This is a genomic window from Methanofollis liminatans DSM 4140 (assembly GCF_000275865.1).
Classification (GTDB): domain Archaea; phylum Halobacteriota; class Methanomicrobia; order Methanomicrobiales; family Methanofollaceae; genus Methanofollis; species Methanofollis liminatans.
Genome location: NZ_CM001555.1, coordinates 1,669,246 through 1,685,300 on the forward strand (window position 1 = coordinate 1,669,246; position 16,055 = coordinate 1,685,300).

Here is a 16,055-nt window from a genome sequence, read left to right on the forward strand (position 1 = left end):
GACGATCAGCACGAGAACTACCATCCCTGAAAAAACACCCCGGACGACCACCATGAACAGATCAACACGTTCAAAACCATCCCCGGAGAGGGTACCGACGCACCGGGCACCAACCCCCCACGCAAAAGAGGTGACAGGAATGAGACTACCCCTCAGTGACGAAGCAGTATCCGAGGTCATCGGCACCGTCCTGGTCGTTGCCCTCGTCGTAATCTTCGCCTCCATCAGCGCCGCCTTCATCTTCGGCTCCATCGGCGAGCAGGAGGAGATGAAGGTGGTCTGCATATCAGGGACTGCAAACTCCAACGGGACCGCCACATTCACGGTCCAGGGAGGCGGAGACCTCCCGCGGGTCGAGAACATCACGGCGCGTTACAGCGACGGGTCTTCAGAGAAGATCTTTAACAGCCGCCCCTCGGCGGGAGATTCGGCGACAACAGGCAGGGTTGTGACCGGAGAGCGGGTCATCCTCGTCGGCTCCTTCGACGACAACACACAGCAGATGATCTATGACGGCCGGTTTTAGATCTGGATAACCTTCCTGGGGCGAGGGGGAAGAGTCACCAATGGAATGCCCCTATCCGCCTCCTCTCTTTCCTCTTTGCCGTCGCCATTCTCGTCGCCGACGCCGGGGCGGCGTTCCTCGCCTCCTGCGTGGCGCAGTACGGGCCGCTCTTCCACGGCCCCGCGGGGTGGTGCGTCCCGGTGGGGGTGCCGCTTGTCTTCGCCGCAGCGTGGTTCGTGTGGCGGGGGGAGGACGGGGAGGAAGAGGCGGAAGAGGACGGGGAAGACGAAAACCCCTCTTCGGATATTTTCTGAGATACGCCAGGACCGAAAGGTGAACCGGCCGGCAGATCACACCAGGACACAAATGTCCCGGGATGATCCCTTCATCCCGCGCGCGAGGGACACGTTCGCACAAAAACGTGCGAGCATGTTTTCAGCCGGGACAGGCGGGACAGCCGGGACAGGGAAAAATATCCCGGAGCATAGAGGGCATCCGGCGAATCAGACGATTTTTTGCAGAGAATATCGGTCCCACCATCAGATCATGCATCCCGGGACAGCCGGGACACAACACCCATCTAACGGGACCGCGACCCTGAGCAGTGCACGAAAAGATGGACCGATCTGCCCTCGCGTGCGATCGAAGGCGGTCAGGCGCCCACGTCTCCCGACCAGAACAGGAGGACGATACATGTCGCCATCACTCCGGCGAAGGATTAATCAGGAGATACGACCTGAATAACACGAGTGACCCTCCATGACCGGCACGCCGCATGTCCCCGTCCCGTATGGTGAAATCAGGCAGATATGCAGGAAGCACCATATCAGGAAACTCTCTCTCTTCGGGTCCGTGCTCCGGGAGGACTTCGGGCCGGAGAGCGACATAGACATCCTCGTGGAATTTGAAGAAGGCCACACCCCCGGATTCTTTCGGCTCTTTGCGATCAGGGAGGAACTCTCCCGCGCCTTCGGCGGAAAGGAGATCGACCTCCTCACGCCCGGAGACCTGAGCCGCTATTTCAGGGACGACGTCCTTGCCGCCGCCGAGGTCTGCTATGCAGAAGGATGACGTTGTTCCCCTCAGGCACACCCTTGATGCCGCGAAAAAAGCGGTTTCGTTTCTTGAAGGCCGCAGGCGCGAAGACCTGGAAGAGGACGAGATGCTCGGTTTTGCCGTCGTCCGCCTCCTTGAGATCATCGGCGAGGCGGCGAAACTCGTCTCGCCGGAGCTTCGCGAGAAACACCCCGAAATACCCTGGAGTGCAATGGTCGGCATGAGAAACCGGTTGATCCACGGATATTTCGACGTGAACTACGATATCGTCTGGGACACCGTAACATCCGACCTCCCACCCGTGATAGATGATCTTGAGCGTATGGTGGCCGCTATGGTACCTGAGAGCGGAGGGGAACGGGCGTCGTGATCAACGACGACAGTCACGGCATCGTTTGCAAGTCTCCGGCCTCATCACCGGCCGCTCGGCCCTCGCCATCCACCTCTGGACCCTCGGCACCCTCCTCCTCATCGCCGCCGCCTGCCTCCTCGTCGTCAGGTGGTACGAGGAGGGCCAGCGGCCCGTTGCCCTCCTCCTCGCCGGGGCCGGGGCGGCGTTCCTCGCCTCCTGCGTGGCGCAGTACGGGCCGCTCTTCCACGGCCCCGCGGGTTGTTGCGTCCCGGTGGGGGTGCCGCTTGTCTTCGCCGCAGCGTGGTTCGTGTGGCGGGGGGAGGAAGTGGAGGGAGAGGACGGGGAGGACGAACCATCCTCTTCGGACTCTTCCTGAGGATTATGAGCCGGAGATCTCACGCAAAGGTGCGAAGTCCCGAATACTCGGCTTCGTTGAATCAGGCATGAACCTAAGGCTCAAGCATACGGGATGAAAAACCTGATGTGTGTTCTGGTTTCTTTGGTGGTTCATGGGGAGAGCAAGCTGTCGGGTTTGTGGGATCTGAATCCCATCGTTGAATCTAGCTTCATGTCTTTTTCAAAAGCATACGTACGTCTTTGAACGCGAATGGTAAATTGCCTTTGAGGGGCTTTGTTGAAAAGCTCCCCTCCAACAACGATCGAGATCGCTTGAAGGTGCTTTGGTGAGGGCATGATAGATCTTCCTTTATCGTGGAACCAGGCTCCGGGATGGTCTGGAAGAGGCTATTCGCCCGGCAGTTTCCGAGAGCAGATGCGGGATCAGTGCCCCGCAAAACTGCGAGTGGGGCGGGGACGGGAAAAATACGCCAGCCAGGCCATCAAGATTTTTTCCGGTAGATAATCTACCCTCCCTGCCCCTGCATATCCAGGGCAATCGCATGCAGGGGTCCGGGGGTAAGAACCCCCGGCGCGGTGCGGGCGTTGTGTGAGCGTATGGGATCTCAGGGTACACCTCTGCCGGGGGGCCTGCTGCCCCCCGGTCCCCCCGCCGGTTACGATTGGGGCAGGGATGGGCAAACCTCGCCGGCATGTCCATCCATCATTTTCATCGAGAGATGCTCCGCTCGGCCTCTCCTCCCCCTATCCAGGACAACCGCACGCCGGGGTCGGAGGTAAGAACCGCCGGCGCGAAGATGGGGAAAAGCGAATGAATCACGCTCGCATCCGGAAAAGTGATGATTTCTACAAAGCCGAATACTCTATCCTTCGCGGCCTTCGCGTCTTCGCGTGAGCTTATCCCCCGAAGATCCCCGGAGAGGCTCACGCGAAGGCGCGAAGAACGCGAAGATGAGCTATTCCAGAACAGTCCCCCGACCTTCATGATCAATCGCACCTATAGCGTGAGGCAACGGAGGGAGAGACCCTTAAAGAGGCGCCGGAAAACATGGGGGACGCCATCGCCGGGTGTGTGGCCGTGCTCAACGAGCGTGCACACCGGCAGGGAGGGAGCAGCAGCATCGACGTTTCCTTGTAACTGCCATGGCAAAACTCCCCCTCATCTCCGGCTCAACGGAGGGTCAGGGCTTCCACACATTCGGTCGCACCACATCCAGGAGACAGGACGTCATAGGATCCTGGAAACGACCGGGCCGGCTGGAGAGGAGAAGTCCCGAACCAGAAAAACAAGGTTTCCTGGCCGCGGCAATTAACGCAGAAATTATTTAGCAGAAGAACTCCACTATCGTTTCTTATCAGAACATCCAAAAGATACCATCAAGAGGTCCCGGCCAGACGACCATTCGATCGCCGCACACAATGGAGTTCCAATGCACACACCCGACCATCCCTCCCACCCTCATCCGCCCAGAATAGAATACCTCAAGGTGAAAAATTATCGCGCCCTCCACGACCTTGAACTCAAAGACCTCCAGCCGTTCACCGTATTTCTCGGTCCCAACGGGAGCGGAAAATCAACCATTTTCGATGTATTTGCATTCCTCTCGGAATGTTTTACCATCGGTCTTCGAAGGGCATGGGATAAAAGAGGCAGATTCAAAGAGCTCAGAACACGGGGATCGGAAGGGGATATCGTCATCGAACTGAAATACAGAGAGCAGCCAGACGATCCCCTCATCACCTATCATATCGCAATCGGCGAAGACGCAAAAGGCCCATACGTCGCCGAGGAATGGCTTCAATGGCGCCGAAAGCGTAGTGGGAAACCATTTAAATTTCTTGATTTCAGGAGCGGGTCCGGCGAAGTCATCACCGGTGAAAGACCCGATGAAAAGGATGAACGCAGACAGGAAACCCTTGACTCCCCGGAATATCTCGCAGTAAACACCCTGGGGCAACTCGCAAAGCACCCTCGCGTCAGCGCTCTTCGCCGCTTCATCACAGACTGGTATCTCTCATATCTCAGCGCGGATGCAATGAGAGGTCTGCCTGAGGCCGGCCCCCAGGAACACCTCTCTTCGATCGGTGACAACTTACCCAACGTGATCCAGTACCTCAAGGAGCAGCACCCGGGCACGCTCAATACCATTCTCTCCGCTCTCTCCGAGAGGATCCCTCGCCTTGAAAAGGTCGATGCAGTCCTTCTTGCTGACGGCAGGCTTCTCATCCAGATAAAAGACGCCCCGTTCGAACAGCCGGTGCTTGCAAAGTTTGCATCAGACGGAACAATCAAGATGCTCGCCTATCTTACGATGTTGAACGACCCGGAGCCGCCCCGATTGATCGGCATCGAAGAGCCTGAGAATCAACTGCACCCCCGTCATCTTACGGTGCTTGCCGAGGAGTTCAGGGCCGCCTCAACAAGGACCCAGGTGCTGGTGACCACCCATTCGCCGATCTTCGTGAACGCCCTCGCCCCGGAAGAGGTCTGGATCCTCTACCGGAATGTTCAGGGATACACACAGGCCCGGCGGGCATCGGACGTGAGAGGGATCAGGGAGTTTGTCGAAGAGGGTGCAAAATTAGGTGATCTCTGGATGGAAGAGTATTTTCCGTTTGATGATCCGGAACGGCTCCAGAGCCGCTTGAAACATGCTGAGCAGGCCGAACAGGCGAAATATACAACGTGATCCGATGCATTTTGAAATCCTCCTCGAAGAAGAATCGGCACGCGTCGCGCTGGAAAATATCCTCCCGAACATAATACGAAACGAAGATTCGTTCGGCATTCATCCATATAACGGCAAAAAAGATATTCTGAACAAACTGCCCCAGAGATTACGCGGCTATAAAAAGTGGATCCCTCCAGACTATACCATCGTTGTTCTGGTTGACAGAGATCGCGATGACTGCATCCTGCTGAAAAGGAAACTGGAAGAGATCGCGAGAGAGGCAGGACTCTCAACAAAGAGTTCGCCCCGTTATGACGGTACATTCCAGGTTTTAAATAGAATCGCAATAGAAGAACTTGAAGCCTGGTTTTTCGGAGACATTGAGGCTCTTGCGGCTGCATATCCCGGGATACCCCCAACCCTGGACACCAGAGAAAAATATCGAGACCCCGACGCGATCGCTGACACATGGGAAGCACTCGAACACGTACTTCAACAGGCCGGGTATCCCGGGCCTCAACAGAAAACGAAAGTTGCATCGAACATATCCAGAAAGATGATACCGGCAAGAAACCGATCAAAAAGTTTTCAATCGTTTTACACCGGGATACAGGCATGCATGCGATAATTGCCTGCGGGGGATGGTCGTTTCCCTCAACCGGGTTGATCTCCGGCGTTTCAGGGCGGCAACATGTTTTTCCCCGGATTCACGGGGCAGTTTAGGCATAGGTCGGCCCGGAAATATCGAGCGAGATCGTGACCGTGCGGTCCACCGGCGGCAGATGAACCGAACCGGCCGCCACCTTGAGGCGGGACGTGATGCACCCCAGAATCGCCTCGTTGATATTCTGGATCGCCTCCTCGGGGGTGTCGCCCTCGGACATGCACCCCGGCAGGTCGGTACATTCTGCGACATACCGCCCCTCTTCGTCCCGTTCCAGTATAATGGTGAATTTCATACCAGCGCGATATATGGGACCGACCCGATATAAGCATTGGCAGTACGGCCACCACAAAATTATCCTCACGCCGCTCGGCCCTCGCCACAGTCCTTCGCTGCTTCGTGGGTCACGTTCCACATGCGCCTGACAAACCCTTATCTCCCTCCGGGACCAGACGTTCCCTGAAGGGACATGATCGTCGAATACATCACCGCGGCGCTGCATCACGCCCGATATGAGATCATCGAGGACGACGAACCCTACTACGGCGAGGTCCCCGAACTGCCGGGGGTCTGGGCCACCGGCACGACGCTTGAGGCGTGCCGGGAACGTCTGGCCGAGGTCATCGACGACTGGCTCGTGATCAGGCTGAGGAGAGGGATGCCCATCCCGCCGATCGACGGGATCACCATCCGGGAGACCACCAGAATGGATGCCGATGCCGGATCATAAGATCCGGCCGGTATCATGGAACGGTCTCGTTCGGGGGCTTAGAAATTTCGGATTCGAAGGACCATATTCCGGGGGCAAACACCCGTTCATGATCAGGGACGATCTGGTCCTCACCGTCCCGAACCCGCACACAAAGGAGATCGGTGTGGACCTGTTGATGCGGATCTTGAAGCAGGCCGGGATCTCGCGGGAAGAATGGGTATTGTCGGAGGAGAGGTAACAACCCCGAAATACTCTGGAGTGCGACGGTCGGCATGAGAAACCGATTGATCCACGGATATTTCTTCGTAAACTACGATATCTTCCGGGACACCGCAACATCCGACCTCCCACCCATGATAGAGGATCTGGAGCGTATGGTGGCCGCCTGGAGGTCCGGGAGCGAAGGGGATCGGGCGTCGTTGATCAAGCATCCGGTTCAAAGAGCAGGCGGTGCCTTCCCAAACGGGTGCTCCCAAACCATTATCCAATACCATTGATAATAATCATCTGATTATGATCTTCAAAGTCGTCGTCACGCCCGACCCTGAAGACGGCGGGTTTATCGTCAGCTGCCCCGCACTCCCCGGTTGCCACTCGGAGGGAGAGACCCTTGAAGAGGCGCTGGAAAACATCAGGGACGCCATCGCCGGGTGTGTGGCCGTGCTCAACGAACGGGACAGAACGACGGCGATCTATTGATACGGACTTTGAAGCGATCGCCAGGAGCGATACCTTCATCTCAACCAAATCAAAAGGAACACCGATGACAAAAGTGATCGATGCCGTGTACGAATCGGGCGTACTCCGGCCCCTCCAGAAGATCGACCTGAAGGAGGGGACGCGGATCAGGATCTCCATAGAAGAGCCGTCCGCCGTCATCAAAGATGCGTTCGGCCTCCTGAAAGGAAAAGACACGACAAAAGCGCTGAAAGAGCTGGACGATGAATGGGGCCTTCATTGACTCGAACGTCTTCCTCAAAATTCTGGAGGGAGACACGGAGATCTACAGGCAGTTTTTAGCCATCAGCCAGAAAAAGCAGATATATCGAAACGCAATTGTCAGAAGCGAGGTCGTCCATGTCTTCATACGATTATATACCGGCAAACGACCCCACGAAATAAAAACAAACCCTGATATTATAACCGGGATCAAAACCGAACTCCAGAAAGTCGAAAAACTCATCGAACTCGCCCGGACGATTCCAATCACCTATTCAGAAGAAGAAACCGCACGAAAAATAATGAAAGATTACGGCCTTTTGCCAAACGACGCTCTTATCGCCGCAACGTGCCTTCAGCACTCGATCGCCGAGATCGCAACCTTCGACAACGATTTTACCAGATGCCCCTTTCTCACCGTTCGTCGCCTCACGCCCGAATAGCGGAGGAAAAGATCCAGTTCCCGGAGATGAACGATGATCCCCTCTTCATCCTGGAACATCACGGCGATCCCCCCAGGTACCGCCGGTTGAACCAGACCAGCGTCTCTCGATAGTCCTGCCAGGCCGAGATCAGACCCGCTTCATACCTGACCCGTGCAGCAGGCTCACGCACGTACACCGCACGCCCGGTCCTGATCACCTCATAGGCGAACGAGACCGGGGCATCGTTGAGGACCCGGCACTCGACGACGCAGAGGTAGCCGATCGCCCGCTCGATCTCCCCTTCGATGCGCCGGGCGACCTTCATCGCCTCATACGGGGAGAACGACCCGGAAAGGAGAACTGCGCAGTCGAGGTCATGAAACGGCCCCCGGAGAAATGACCCGAAGACATACCCGAGAGAGACTGCCGGGAACCGACCCATGACAAACCCGATCTCCCGGAGAAGGCGAGCCCTCTCCTCCCGGTCGAGGAGATGGAGGCGGCCGGTTTCCGGCCCGAAGAGATCTGCTCCAGGGCTGTCCATCGTCATCGTTCCGGGTACTCTTCTGTTCGAGATAATAAATGTGACCCGGAGAGAAGCATGGAACGAAGATACCTACCGGTATGACGAACGCCGCACGTCGTCGCCCTCCCCTCCTGCGCTACGCACTACAGTCCCCCCCCCTCCACGGCCCCGCGGGGGTGTGCATACCGGTCGGGGTGCCGCTCGTCTTCGCCGCGGCGTGGTCTGTGTGGCGGGGGGAGGACGGCGATCCGCCAGACCCTGACAGCCCGGAGGCCGATCAGATCGATGCAACCGGAGACGACGAATCACGCCTGTAACCCCGGCAAAGATAGGAAAGGTTTTCCTCGCGGCCATGTCCATTCAGGGCAGCCGGGGATCTGGCAGCCCCATGCCATATACCATGGCCATGCTTTTATGTCCCATAACTGGCCATAGACTATTATGCAAGAGGAGACGACCACGATCGAAATCGCCAGATCCGACCGGGACCGCTTGAACCACCTCCGTCTCTACCCCAGAGAACCATATCGATCCATCGTACGCCGGCTGCTGGAACAGAGCGAGGATACCGAACCGCTGAGCCCAGAGACGATCGCCGAGATCCAGGCGTCGCTTGACGAGATCAAGCGAGGCGAGTTTGTAACACATGAAGCGCTGAAACGGGATCTGGGGATCGAGTGAGATACTCGCTCATCTACTCGAAAAGAGTCCAGCGCACGATCAAGCATCTCCCGAAGGAAACTGCCACACGCATCATCGGGGCGCTCGAACTGCTGGCGGAAGAAGAATACCCTCACCTCAAGGTGAAGCGCCTGACGGATTCGCCGCTCTTCTCCCTGAGGGTAGGAGCGTACCGGGTGATCCTGGCGTTTGAGCATCAGCAACTCGTGATCATGGCACTCGATCTCGACCACCGAAAAAATGTCTATGATCGCCTGTGAAATTCCCGTCTTCGTTGACGATTCAAAGCGTCCGATCGCGAGAGAGCACTTCCTCTCCGCCGTAACCCCGCCGACCCGTCCCAGACCCGCACACAAAGGAGATCGGTGTGGACCTGTTGATGCGGATCTTGAAGCAGGCCGGGATCTCGCGGGAAGAATGGGTATTGTCGGAGGAGAGGTAACAACCCCGAAATACCCTGGAGTGCGATGGTCGGCATGAGAAACCGGTTGATCCACGGATATTTCGACGTGAACTACGATATCTTCCGGGACACCGTAAAATCCGACCTCCCACCCGTGATAGATGATCTTGAGCATCTGGTGGCCGCCAGGAGGTCCGGGAGCGAAGGGGATCGGGCGTCGTGATCAACGACGACAGTCACGGCATCGCCTGCAGATCTCCGGCCTCATCGGCGGCCGCTGAGCAACGCGGCCCTGACCATACTGTTATAAGAGAACATATCGATGAACCTTACGTGAACGATCCATGAAGCTCGGTGTTGTGATCGAAAAAGACGAAGACGGCTATTATGTCGGAAACGTTCCCACTCTGCCGGGATGTCACACACAGGCGAAAAGCATCGACGAACTGATGGAACGGATAAAAGAGGCGATCGCCCTCTATATCGAGGTGAGCGGCATAGATATCGGCGAACACCGGGAGTTCATCGGGGTGCAATTTGTCGAAGTTGAGGGCTGCTGATGGCAAAACAGTCGTTCGGGCCCTCCAGCACATAGGTTTTGAACCGATCAGACAGCGAGGCAGCCACGTCATCCTCAAGCACCCCGATGGAAGGATGACCGTCGTTCCGGTCCATGAAGGAGAGGAGATAGGCAGAGGACTTCTTCGAACAATCATCAGAGAGGCCGGCCTGACGAAAGACCAGTTCCTGCAGATCCTGGATGAAATATCGTAAATGAGGCATGATAGCGCGTAGCGGGGAACAACGATGTCTGACATCAAGCGCCGGTACGTGATCGCCGAAGACAACACCCCGGTCGGCGTCATCATCGACATCGCGACCTTTGAACGGATCGAATCTATTCTCGAAGACTACGGTCTTGCACAGTTCATCAATGAAGCCGACGACGAAGAGCCCCTCGACCGTGCAGGGGCACAGAAAAAGATACGTGGACCAGGCTGAAACGGCCCCTCTTATGGACGCAGATCGACACCTATAGATACGCCCTCCCACCAGAAAACTGCAGATGAACCGGCACCACCCTGAAGAAGCGGTCTCCCATGTCCTCGGCGTCGCCCTGATGGTCGCCCTCGCCGTCATCCTCGCCGCCGTCACCGCCAGCTTCGTCCTGAGCATGACCGGCGGCCTCCAGACGATGAAGTTCGTGAGCGTCGTCGGCGAGAAAAACGACGACGGGACGGCGACCTTCACCATCCAGGGCGGGGAGGACCTCAAGACCGTCACCGGGATCGCTCTCGTCTACCAGGACGGCACGGTCGAGCACCACTTCTTCGGCGCCTCGCCCTCGGCCGGCGCCACCAACACATCAACGAGCAGCGTCGCCGGGCAGCGGATCGTGCTCGCGGCCTCGTTCACCGACGGGACGCAGATGATGATCCTGGAAAAACAATTCTGATCTCTTTTCACCGCTCACCGCAGCAGGAGGGCTCCTCCTGGCCGCCGCCGCAGCACGACCCATCCCCGCACCCGCAGACACCGCTGTCCATATCCTTCCCCCGCAGGGCCGCCCCGATCATCGCCCAGGCGCACCCGACCCCGCTCTCCACCTCGATCGCCTGCACCGGGCAGTTCCGGGCGCACGCCCCGCACTCCATGCACCTCTCCGGGCTGACGCACGCTACGCGGCGGTCGCCGGCTGCAAAGACGCCATGGGGGCAGACCTCAATGCACCGCCGGCAGTTGAAGCAGCGCTCAGGGTGGTACCTGAGAGTATTCTCTCCGTACGAGTAGAACACTCAGATCGCCCCCGTCAGGCGGGCGGCGGCCAGCAGCAGGACCAGGACGACGCCAGAGAGCGCCATCGCCGCCATGACCGGCACGTACCTGAAGATCTCCCGTTTCACGCCGGTCCGCGAGGTGAACGGCGTCGATCCCGTGAAGTTGAGGGCGAGGTATGCGGTCACGGCCGGCATGAGGAGCAGGGGCGCAAGGGCCGCCCACCCGGGCAGGGCCGGGTCGCCGGAGACGGCCCACGCAAAGGGCAGGGCGACGACACCGCCCAGAACGAGCCCTTTCGTGCTGAAGTCCCGGGTCGGGATGAAGGGCAGCAGGGCCGGGAAGAGCACCGTCCCGGCGAGGACGGCGGCGAGCGCTCCAAGCGCCGCCGGCAGCCCCGCGAGGAGATAGAGGAGGACGGCGCCGGCGAGGGTGGGCAGCGCCGCATGGACCAGTTCCATCGGCGTCAGCACGATGCGGTCGGCGAACGGGAAGCGGACGCAGCGCATCTCGGGGGTCGCCGTTCCCGCAGCCAGGAACGCAGGGAGATCGGCGGCCCGGACCGGCCCATAGGTCACCCGGAAACCTGAGCGCCGCAGCACCTCGTGGGCCGAGACCCCGGGGGCGCCGAGCTGCGGAAGAATGAGCGTCCGGTGCTCCACCACCGACGAAAGCCCGGTGCGTGCAATCTGCCCGACCACCTCGTCGGTCCCGAACGTCCCCTTGCCCGCGGCGCACCAGACATTGATCCCGCGGGTGTCCAGCACCAGGATATACCCGTCATGGCCGGCGAGGGCAGACCTCAGGGCGTCAAAACTCAGGGTATAGTTCGCCGAGACAAAGACCGGCGACGCCGGCGTGGGGCGGCCGAGGCTGTACAGCCCGGGCTCCACCCGGTGACCCATCCGGTCCACGCCCCAGCGCGCCAGGACGTGATCGAGGCGGTGGGCGAGCGTGATCAGGCTGTCCGTCGTCCTGACCTCCGGGACCCCCTGCGTGCAGTCGCACGGGGCGCTTTCCGGGCAGCAATCGCAATCCGTCTGCGCCACCCCCTCACTCCGGCCCGTCCACCAGCGGCCCGAGAACCTGCTTCACCATGCCGCTCAGGCGCCCGGTCTTCATCAGCGCCAGGCAGCAGACCTCCCCGTCCCGTTCCCAGGAGATCAGGGCGAGTTTATCGCCGGGCCTGATCCCCGCCTTCTCGCGCACGTCTTTGGGGAGCACCATCTGTCCCCGTTCGTCCACGCTGAGCACCGCCTCAACCGTGCAGAGCGATTCGGCGCTGCACCTGCACGGCAGGCCGTCGGGCGAACACAATTCGTCATCAGGAGTATTTCGTGGCATGAGCATTCCCGCAGCAACGTGGAGCGCCAGAGTATTTAGAATTATCAGAATGATCAGAATAATCAGAAAGCATTCCAGAACCCGCACACGGCGATCTTATCATCTCCCCGCCCCCCACGCATACGTATGAAGAGCCAGGTGAAATGGGGCCTCGGGTTGATCCTCCTCGGTGCGATCCTCCTGCCCTTCGGCTTCCCGTTTCTCCTCTTCTATGCCGTCCCGCTCATCCTGATCGGCATAGCCCTCATCATCTTCCGGAACCGGGAAGACCGGATCGAGCAGGTCCAGGAGTAAAAGAGATGATCCTCACCACAACAGAAACCGTACCGGGCTACACGGCCACGGTCGTCGGCATCGTCTACGGCAACACCGTCAGGTCGAAAAACATCGGCAAAGACATCATGTCCGGCCTCAAGAGCATCGTCGGCGGCGAACTCGAGGCCTACACCGAGATGCTCACCGAAGCCAGGCTGGAGGCGATCAACCGGATGGAAAACGCCGCAAAAAAGATGGGCGCCGACGCCGTCGTCAACGTCAGGTTCACCACCTCGCAGACGGCGCCGGGGGCGGCCGAACTCCTCGCCTACGGCACGGCGGTGACGCTGGCGCCGGTCAAATAATATATTCTTCCAGCAGGGCGGCCGCCTCGCGCTCCCGCGGTCCCCCGCATTTCCGCACGATGGCAAGGTGGTGGTCGATCAGGGCCTTGAGCGCCGGATCGCCGTTCTGCACATAGCGCGTGGCATGCACCGTCGCCTCGATGATCCCGGCAAAGCCCCGGTTGTGCGCCTGCACCTTCCCGCCGGCGATCACCCCCTCCCCCAGGGGTTCGAGGGCGACAAAATACGTCTCCGCAGTCTCGTGCCTGACCGTCGCCCTAAACGCCGCCCAGGCCTCGCAGGCGGCAAGCCGCTGCACCGCACGGCCGCCCGCCTCGATCTCGACGAACGCCTCTGGCGGCAGGTCTGCAAACGCCGTCCGCACCCAGACCGCCGGGTCATGGGTGACGTTCGCCACCACCCAGCCGTCCCGGCGGATATTCGCCTCGGTGTGCGAGCCCTTGAAGAGCACCATCGAGAGGGCGCCGTTCCGGCAGATGATCCCCATCGGGGCGGCGTTGTCCCGCGTGGTGGCGATCACCTCGTTGATCCCCTCCCTCAGCAGTCCCACTGCCACCCCTCCAGCAGGGCGAGATAGATCCCGGCGATCATGATGTCGGCCAGGGAGCCCGGATTGATCCCCCGCGCCAGGCACTCCTCGTCGAAGACCGAGAGGGCCAGGCGTCCGGCCTGCACCTCACGCGCCCGCAGCACCGTCTCCCCGGCGACGGCAGGCCCGTGCTTCTTTGCGATAAAGGTGTCGGGATAGGCGGCGAGCATATCGAGAAACGTCCGCACGATCGCCTCTCTCCCCGAACCGTGGGCCATGAGGCGGTCGGCCGTCTCGGTACAGAGGGCGAACCCGTTCGTCCACTCCCGTGCCACCATGTCCCGCTCCGCGGAGTAGGCCATCACGTCGTAGAGGGTCATCCCCCGCTCGCGGAGGAGATCGGCGGCGCCGGGATCGTTCACGTCGATCTCGTCTTTTTCCAGCACCCGCACCTGCGTCGCCGAGAAGGCGCGGTAGAAGGCGACGGCGTCCTCGACCGTGGTCTCACGGGCGGCCCGGAAGGCCGCCGACGCCCCCCCGCCGATCACCAGGGGGATCAGCAGGATGAACGCCCCGAAATGGGTGTTCCCCCCGGCATGGCAGTTCGTGTCCCGCACCGCCGCCTCGATCAGGGCGCCGATCCCGCCCTCGCCCGCTTCGGCGCGCTCCAGCGCCGCCCGGGCAAAGACCGCCGACGCCAGAAAGTGCTCCAGGCGGGTGTCGGGGTAGTCGTGCCCCCGGTCCACATTGCCGGGCTTGGGGGAGGCGGTCACCTCCAGCACCATCGCCAGCTGCGCCGCTTCAGTCCTCGTGATCGTCCGGCACCGCATCGAAGACCCGCTCCATGATTTTTTCCGAAAGAAGACGCTTTTCCCGCATGTACGCCGGCGTATCCACGCCGGCCTCCTTCATGGCGACCTCCCTGAGCATGCAGGGCGAACTCGACTTGCAGCACCAGGCAAGGGAGCCGAAACAGGTCGTCCGGCCGCCTTCGAGGGGCGTGCCCTTCACCGCCTCGCGCTTCACCTCCATATAGGCCTCCCGGGAGAACCCGATGTTGTCGAGGAACGGCAGCAGGGGGCAGTGCTTCACCGGCATGCAGCAGAAGGTCAGGGACCGCACGTCCCCGCCGCGGCAGAGCTGCTTTGGCGCATTGTACCACCCGGTCTCGTCGGCCTTGCGGCAGATGGCGGCGTCGATCCCGGCCAGGGTGCGTTCGTCAGAGCGCCGCGCCAGGGAGACCATATCGGCCCCGTGGGCGAACATATCCATCGCTCGGTCGAACGAGGTGATGGAGTTGTTCGCGATGAGAGTGAGCGGGCAGGCGTTCCTGATCTGCCGCAGGCGGGCATAGCCGAAGTCCATTAAGTCCACGTGGATGATGTCGGCCCCGGCCTTCCAGAGCAGGCGGGCCAGGCGCCGGTCGTCGGCTGCCACGCCAGCCCGGATCTTCACCGAGACGGTGACGTCGAAGCCCTTGAGGGCGCGGACGGTCTCGGCAAGAAGGTGCGGCGTTTTCAGCAGGGTCTCGCCGCACCCGGCCGCCGTCATCAACGGCTGGCGGCAGTGGGCGTCGATCTCGTAGACGACGCCGTCCCCGATGGCGTCGGCGACCGCCGCATAGGAGGCCGGAGCGCTCCCCCGGAGGTTGAGGCCGGTGACGACCCCGCTCCCCTCCAGGGCGCCGATCTCTGTGCGCAGCGCGGCGATCGGGTCGTCGTACAGGAACTCGGCCCGCCCTTCGGCGGCCATCTGCCGGCTCGCCTCCATCGTGGCCTCGTCAATAGAATAGCCGCCGATAAAGGCGGCGCCGATATGGTCAGCCCGGGCGAGCACATAGGCGGCGTTCACCATCCCGGCCATGGATGCAATCGCAACCGGGGTCCTGACCACCTGACCGTTGATGATCAGTCCGCAGCGCTCGTAGCTGTCGATCATAATTCCATCCAGATTGGCCCCACCATCACAAAGTCCTTTGGTCACCGCGGTGCGGGGGGCGAACACCCGCACCCCCTTCTCTCAGGGAGGAGAGGGAAGAGGAGCAGGATTCGTAATACTTTTATGATCTGAAAGTTGTACACAGTAGTATATGGCAAGAACAGGATTATTACTCGTCGGACACGGCAGCAAACTCCCCTACAATAAGGAGCTCATCGAGAGCACGGCGGCGCTGATCGCCAGTCAGCACCCGGAGTACCTCGTCAGGCCGGGCTTCATGTCGATGAACGAACCGAGCGTCGACGAGGCCCTGGACGCATTCAAAAAGGACGAGATCGACCTCCTGATCGTCGTGCCCCTCTTCCTGGCAAAGGGCGTCCACATCCTCCAGGACATCCCCGAGCTCCTCGGCCTGCCCGAGGGCGCGAAGAAGGGCACCTTCGCCCACGCCACCGGAGCGATCCCCCTGGTCTATGCCGACCCGATCGGCGGCGACCCGCTGCTCGCCGACCTGATGGTCAAGAACGCCGAAGCGGCGATCCGGTCGAACTCCTGA

32 protein-coding genes are annotated in these 16,055 nt (G+C 60.3%); 24 read left to right on the plus strand and 8 right to left on the minus strand.

Going from position 1 to position 16,055, the window contains the following annotated elements; translation table 11 throughout:
* Positions 1-139: 139 nt before the first annotated feature.
* The 7 genes from METLI_RS08200 to METLI_RS08235 all read left to right on the plus strand — a co-directional run bounded on the left by METLI_RS08200 (position 140) and on the right by METLI_RS08235 (position 5,570).
* Positions 140-526 (plus strand): type IV pilin N-terminal domain-containing protein, encoded by a 387-nt coding sequence (locus METLI_RS08200; protein ID WP_004039367.1) that lies wholly within the window; start codon positions 140-142, stop codon positions 524-526.
* Positions 527-654: 128 nt separating this feature from the next.
* The gene (locus tag METLI_RS13175) at positions 655-819 is read left to right on the plus strand and encodes a hypothetical protein (protein ID WP_157203249.1); all 165 of its coding nucleotides are present in this window, start codon (positions 655-657) and stop codon (positions 817-819) included.
* A gap of 445 nt (positions 820-1,264) precedes the next feature.
* Complete coding sequence (locus tag METLI_RS08210) at positions 1,265-1,576, plus strand: nucleotidyltransferase family protein (RefSeq protein ID WP_004039369.1); 312 nt, start codon at positions 1,265-1,267, stop codon at positions 1,574-1,576.
* Positions 1,563-1,931: a HepT-like ribonuclease domain-containing protein gene (locus tag METLI_RS08215; RefSeq protein WP_004039370.1), complete on the plus strand. Its 369-nt coding sequence runs from the start codon at positions 1,563-1,565 to the stop codon at positions 1,929-1,931. The genes METLI_RS08210 and METLI_RS08215 overlap by 14 nt, the downstream gene beginning before the upstream one ends.
* A gap of 25 nt (positions 1,932-1,956) precedes the next feature.
* The gene (locus METLI_RS08220; protein ID WP_004039371.1) at positions 1,957-2,289 is read left to right on the plus strand and encodes a hypothetical protein; all 333 of its coding nucleotides are present in this window, start codon (positions 1,957-1,959) and stop codon (positions 2,287-2,289) included.
* 1,411 nt (positions 2,290-3,700) lie between these two features.
* Positions 3,701-4,960, plus strand: a complete 1,260-nt coding sequence (locus tag METLI_RS08230) for an AAA family ATPase (RefSeq protein ID WP_004039372.1) — start codon at positions 3,701-3,703, stop codon at positions 4,958-4,960.
* A gap of 4 nt (positions 4,961-4,964) precedes the next feature.
* Positions 4,965-5,570, plus strand: a complete 606-nt coding sequence (locus METLI_RS08235) for a DUF4276 family protein (protein WP_004039373.1) — start codon at positions 4,965-4,967, stop codon at positions 5,568-5,570.
* A 91-nt stretch (positions 5,571-5,661) separates the two neighbouring features.
* Here the strand turns inward: METLI_RS08235 and METLI_RS08240 are convergent, their stop codons facing one another.
* Positions 5,662-5,901 carry a type II toxin-antitoxin system HicB family antitoxin gene (locus METLI_RS08240; RefSeq protein ID WP_004039374.1) on the minus strand — a complete coding sequence of 80 codons (240 nt, stop codon included), beginning with the start codon at positions 5,899-5,901 and terminating at the stop codon, positions 5,662-5,664.
* Positions 5,902-6,075: 174 nt separating this feature from the next.
* On the opposite strand from METLI_RS08240, the gene METLI_RS08245 reads away from it, so the two are divergent.
* From METLI_RS08245 to METLI_RS08265, 6 genes are all read left to right on the plus strand, one after another.
* Positions 6,076-6,336, plus strand: a complete 261-nt coding sequence (locus METLI_RS08245; protein WP_004039375.1) for a type II toxin-antitoxin system HicB family antitoxin — start codon at positions 6,076-6,078, stop codon at positions 6,334-6,336.
* Positions 6,323-6,556: a type II toxin-antitoxin system HicA family toxin gene (locus METLI_RS08250; RefSeq protein ID WP_004039376.1), complete on the plus strand. Its 234-nt coding sequence runs from the start codon at positions 6,323-6,325 to the stop codon at positions 6,554-6,556. The genes METLI_RS08245 and METLI_RS08250 overlap by 14 nt, the downstream gene beginning before the upstream one ends.
* Positions 6,557-6,566: 10 nt before the next feature.
* Positions 6,567-6,815, plus strand: a complete 249-nt coding sequence (locus METLI_RS12795; RefSeq protein WP_281034262.1) for a HepT-like ribonuclease domain-containing protein — start codon at positions 6,567-6,569, stop codon at positions 6,813-6,815.
* Positions 6,816-6,831: 16 nt separating this feature from the next.
* Positions 6,832-7,017 carry a type II toxin-antitoxin system HicB family antitoxin gene (locus METLI_RS08255; RefSeq protein ID WP_004039377.1) on the plus strand — a complete coding sequence of 62 codons (186 nt, stop codon included), beginning with the start codon at positions 6,832-6,834 and terminating at the stop codon, positions 7,015-7,017.
* A 64-nt stretch (positions 7,018-7,081) separates the two neighbouring features.
* Positions 7,082-7,279 (plus strand): antitoxin family protein, encoded by a 198-nt coding sequence (locus tag METLI_RS08260; RefSeq protein ID WP_004039378.1) that lies wholly within the window; start codon positions 7,082-7,084, stop codon positions 7,277-7,279.
* Positions 7,260-7,700: a type II toxin-antitoxin system VapC family toxin gene (locus METLI_RS08265; protein WP_004039379.1), complete on the plus strand. Its 441-nt coding sequence runs from the start codon at positions 7,260-7,262 to the stop codon at positions 7,698-7,700. Before METLI_RS08260 ends, METLI_RS08265 begins: the two co-directional genes overlap by 20 nt.
* A 58-nt stretch (positions 7,701-7,758) precedes the next feature.
* Here the strand turns inward: METLI_RS08265 and METLI_RS08270 are convergent, their stop codons facing one another.
* Positions 7,759-8,232 carry a nucleotidyltransferase domain-containing protein gene (locus METLI_RS08270; RefSeq protein WP_245529347.1) on the minus strand — a complete coding sequence of 158 codons (474 nt, stop codon included), beginning with the start codon at positions 8,230-8,232 and terminating at the stop codon, positions 7,759-7,761.
* Positions 8,233-8,306: 74 nt separating this feature from the next.
* Here METLI_RS08270 and METLI_RS08275 point away from each other — a divergent pair, with 74 nt between their 5' ends.
* The 8 genes from METLI_RS08275 to METLI_RS08305 all read left to right on the plus strand — a co-directional run bounded on the left by METLI_RS08275 (position 8,307) and on the right by METLI_RS08305 (position 10,748).
* A complete protein-coding gene (locus METLI_RS08275; RefSeq protein WP_048103739.1) occupies positions 8,307-8,525 on the plus strand; it encodes a hypothetical protein in 219 nt (72 codons plus the stop codon).
* A gap of 124 nt (positions 8,526-8,649) precedes the next feature.
* The gene (locus METLI_RS08280; protein ID WP_004039383.1) at positions 8,650-8,889 is read left to right on the plus strand and encodes a hypothetical protein; all 240 of its coding nucleotides are present in this window, start codon (positions 8,650-8,652) and stop codon (positions 8,887-8,889) included.
* Positions 8,886-9,149, plus strand: a complete 264-nt coding sequence (locus tag METLI_RS08285) for a type II toxin-antitoxin system RelE family toxin (protein WP_004039386.1) — start codon at positions 8,886-8,888, stop codon at positions 9,147-9,149. Before METLI_RS08280 ends, METLI_RS08285 begins: the two co-directional genes overlap by 4 nt.
* Positions 9,150-9,341: 192 nt before the next feature.
* Entirely contained in the window at positions 9,342-9,515 is a 174-nt protein-coding gene (locus tag METLI_RS12800) for a HepT-like ribonuclease domain-containing protein (RefSeq protein ID WP_281034263.1), read from the plus strand.
* A gap of 121 nt (positions 9,516-9,636) precedes the next feature.
* Positions 9,637-9,852, plus strand: coding sequence for a type II toxin-antitoxin system HicB family antitoxin (locus METLI_RS08290; RefSeq protein ID WP_004039388.1), 216 nt, complete (start codon positions 9,637-9,639; stop codon positions 9,850-9,852).
* Positions 9,830-10,066, plus strand: coding sequence for a type II toxin-antitoxin system HicA family toxin (locus tag METLI_RS08295; RefSeq protein WP_004039390.1), 237 nt, complete (start codon positions 9,830-9,832; stop codon positions 10,064-10,066). The genes METLI_RS08290 and METLI_RS08295 overlap by 23 nt, the downstream gene beginning before the upstream one ends.
* A 33-nt stretch (positions 10,067-10,099) precedes the next feature.
* Positions 10,100-10,294, plus strand: coding sequence for a hypothetical protein (locus METLI_RS08300; protein WP_004039392.1), 195 nt, complete (start codon positions 10,100-10,102; stop codon positions 10,292-10,294).
* 64 nt (positions 10,295-10,358) lie between these two features.
* Complete coding sequence (locus METLI_RS08305) at positions 10,359-10,748, plus strand: type IV pilin N-terminal domain-containing protein (protein WP_004039394.1); 390 nt, start codon at positions 10,359-10,361, stop codon at positions 10,746-10,748.
* Positions 10,749-10,755: 7 nt separating this feature from the next.
* Here METLI_RS08305 and hgcB read toward each other — a convergent pair whose 3' ends face one another.
* The 3 genes from hgcB to hgcC are packed head-to-tail and all read right to left on the minus strand — an operon-like array spanning position 10,756 to position 12,412.
* The gene (gene hgcB / locus METLI_RS08310) at positions 10,756-11,088 is read right to left on the minus strand and encodes a mercury methylation ferredoxin HgcB (RefSeq protein WP_004039396.1); all 333 of its coding nucleotides are present in this window, start codon (positions 11,086-11,088) and stop codon (positions 10,756-10,758) included.
* Positions 11,089-12,117: a mercury methylation corrinoid protein HgcA gene (hgcA, locus tag METLI_RS08315; protein WP_004039402.1), complete on the minus strand. Its 1,029-nt coding sequence runs from the start codon at positions 12,115-12,117 to the stop codon at positions 11,089-11,091.
* A gap of 4 nt (positions 12,118-12,121) precedes the next feature.
* Complete coding sequence (gene hgcC, locus METLI_RS08320) at positions 12,122-12,412, minus strand: HgcAB-associated protein HgcC (RefSeq protein WP_004039405.1); 291 nt, start codon at positions 12,410-12,412, stop codon at positions 12,122-12,124.
* A 126-nt stretch (positions 12,413-12,538) separates the two neighbouring features.
* Between hgcC and METLI_RS13185 the strand changes: the two genes are divergently transcribed.
* Together METLI_RS13185 and METLI_RS08325 are read left to right on the plus strand one after the other, a co-directional pair.
* Positions 12,539-12,706 carry a hypothetical protein gene (locus METLI_RS13185; protein WP_004039406.1) on the plus strand — a complete coding sequence of 56 codons (168 nt, stop codon included), beginning with the start codon at positions 12,539-12,541 and terminating at the stop codon, positions 12,704-12,706.
* Positions 12,707-12,711: 5 nt separating this feature from the next.
* Positions 12,712-13,032 (plus strand): YbjQ family protein, encoded by a 321-nt coding sequence (locus METLI_RS08325; RefSeq protein WP_004039407.1) that lies wholly within the window; start codon positions 12,712-12,714, stop codon positions 13,030-13,032.
* Here the strand turns inward: METLI_RS08325 and METLI_RS08330 are convergent.
* The 3 genes from METLI_RS08330 to METLI_RS08340 are packed head-to-tail and all read right to left on the minus strand — an operon-like array spanning position 13,025 to position 15,499.
* A complete protein-coding gene (locus tag METLI_RS08330) occupies positions 13,025-13,582 on the minus strand; it encodes a DUF447 domain-containing protein (protein ID WP_004039408.1) in 558 nt (185 codons plus the stop codon). The genes METLI_RS08325 and METLI_RS08330 overlap by 8 nt on opposite strands.
* Entirely contained in the window at positions 13,570-14,391 is an 822-nt protein-coding gene (locus METLI_RS08335) for a triphosphoribosyl-dephospho-CoA synthase (protein ID WP_004039411.1), read from the minus strand. The genes METLI_RS08330 and METLI_RS08335 overlap by 13 nt, the downstream gene beginning before the upstream one ends.
* Positions 14,363-15,499 carry a methanogenesis marker 9 domain-containing protein gene (locus METLI_RS08340; RefSeq protein WP_004039414.1) on the minus strand — a complete coding sequence of 379 codons (1,137 nt, stop codon included), beginning with the start codon at positions 15,497-15,499 and terminating at the stop codon, positions 14,363-14,365. Before METLI_RS08340 ends, METLI_RS08335 begins: the two co-directional genes overlap by 29 nt.
* A gap of 151 nt (positions 15,500-15,650) precedes the next feature.
* Here METLI_RS08340 and cfbA point away from each other — a divergent pair, with 151 nt between their 5' ends.
* Positions 15,651-16,055 carry a sirohydrochlorin nickelochelatase gene (gene cfbA, locus METLI_RS08345; RefSeq protein ID WP_004039415.1) on the plus strand — a complete coding sequence of 135 codons (405 nt, stop codon included), beginning with the start codon at positions 15,651-15,653 and terminating at the stop codon, positions 16,053-16,055.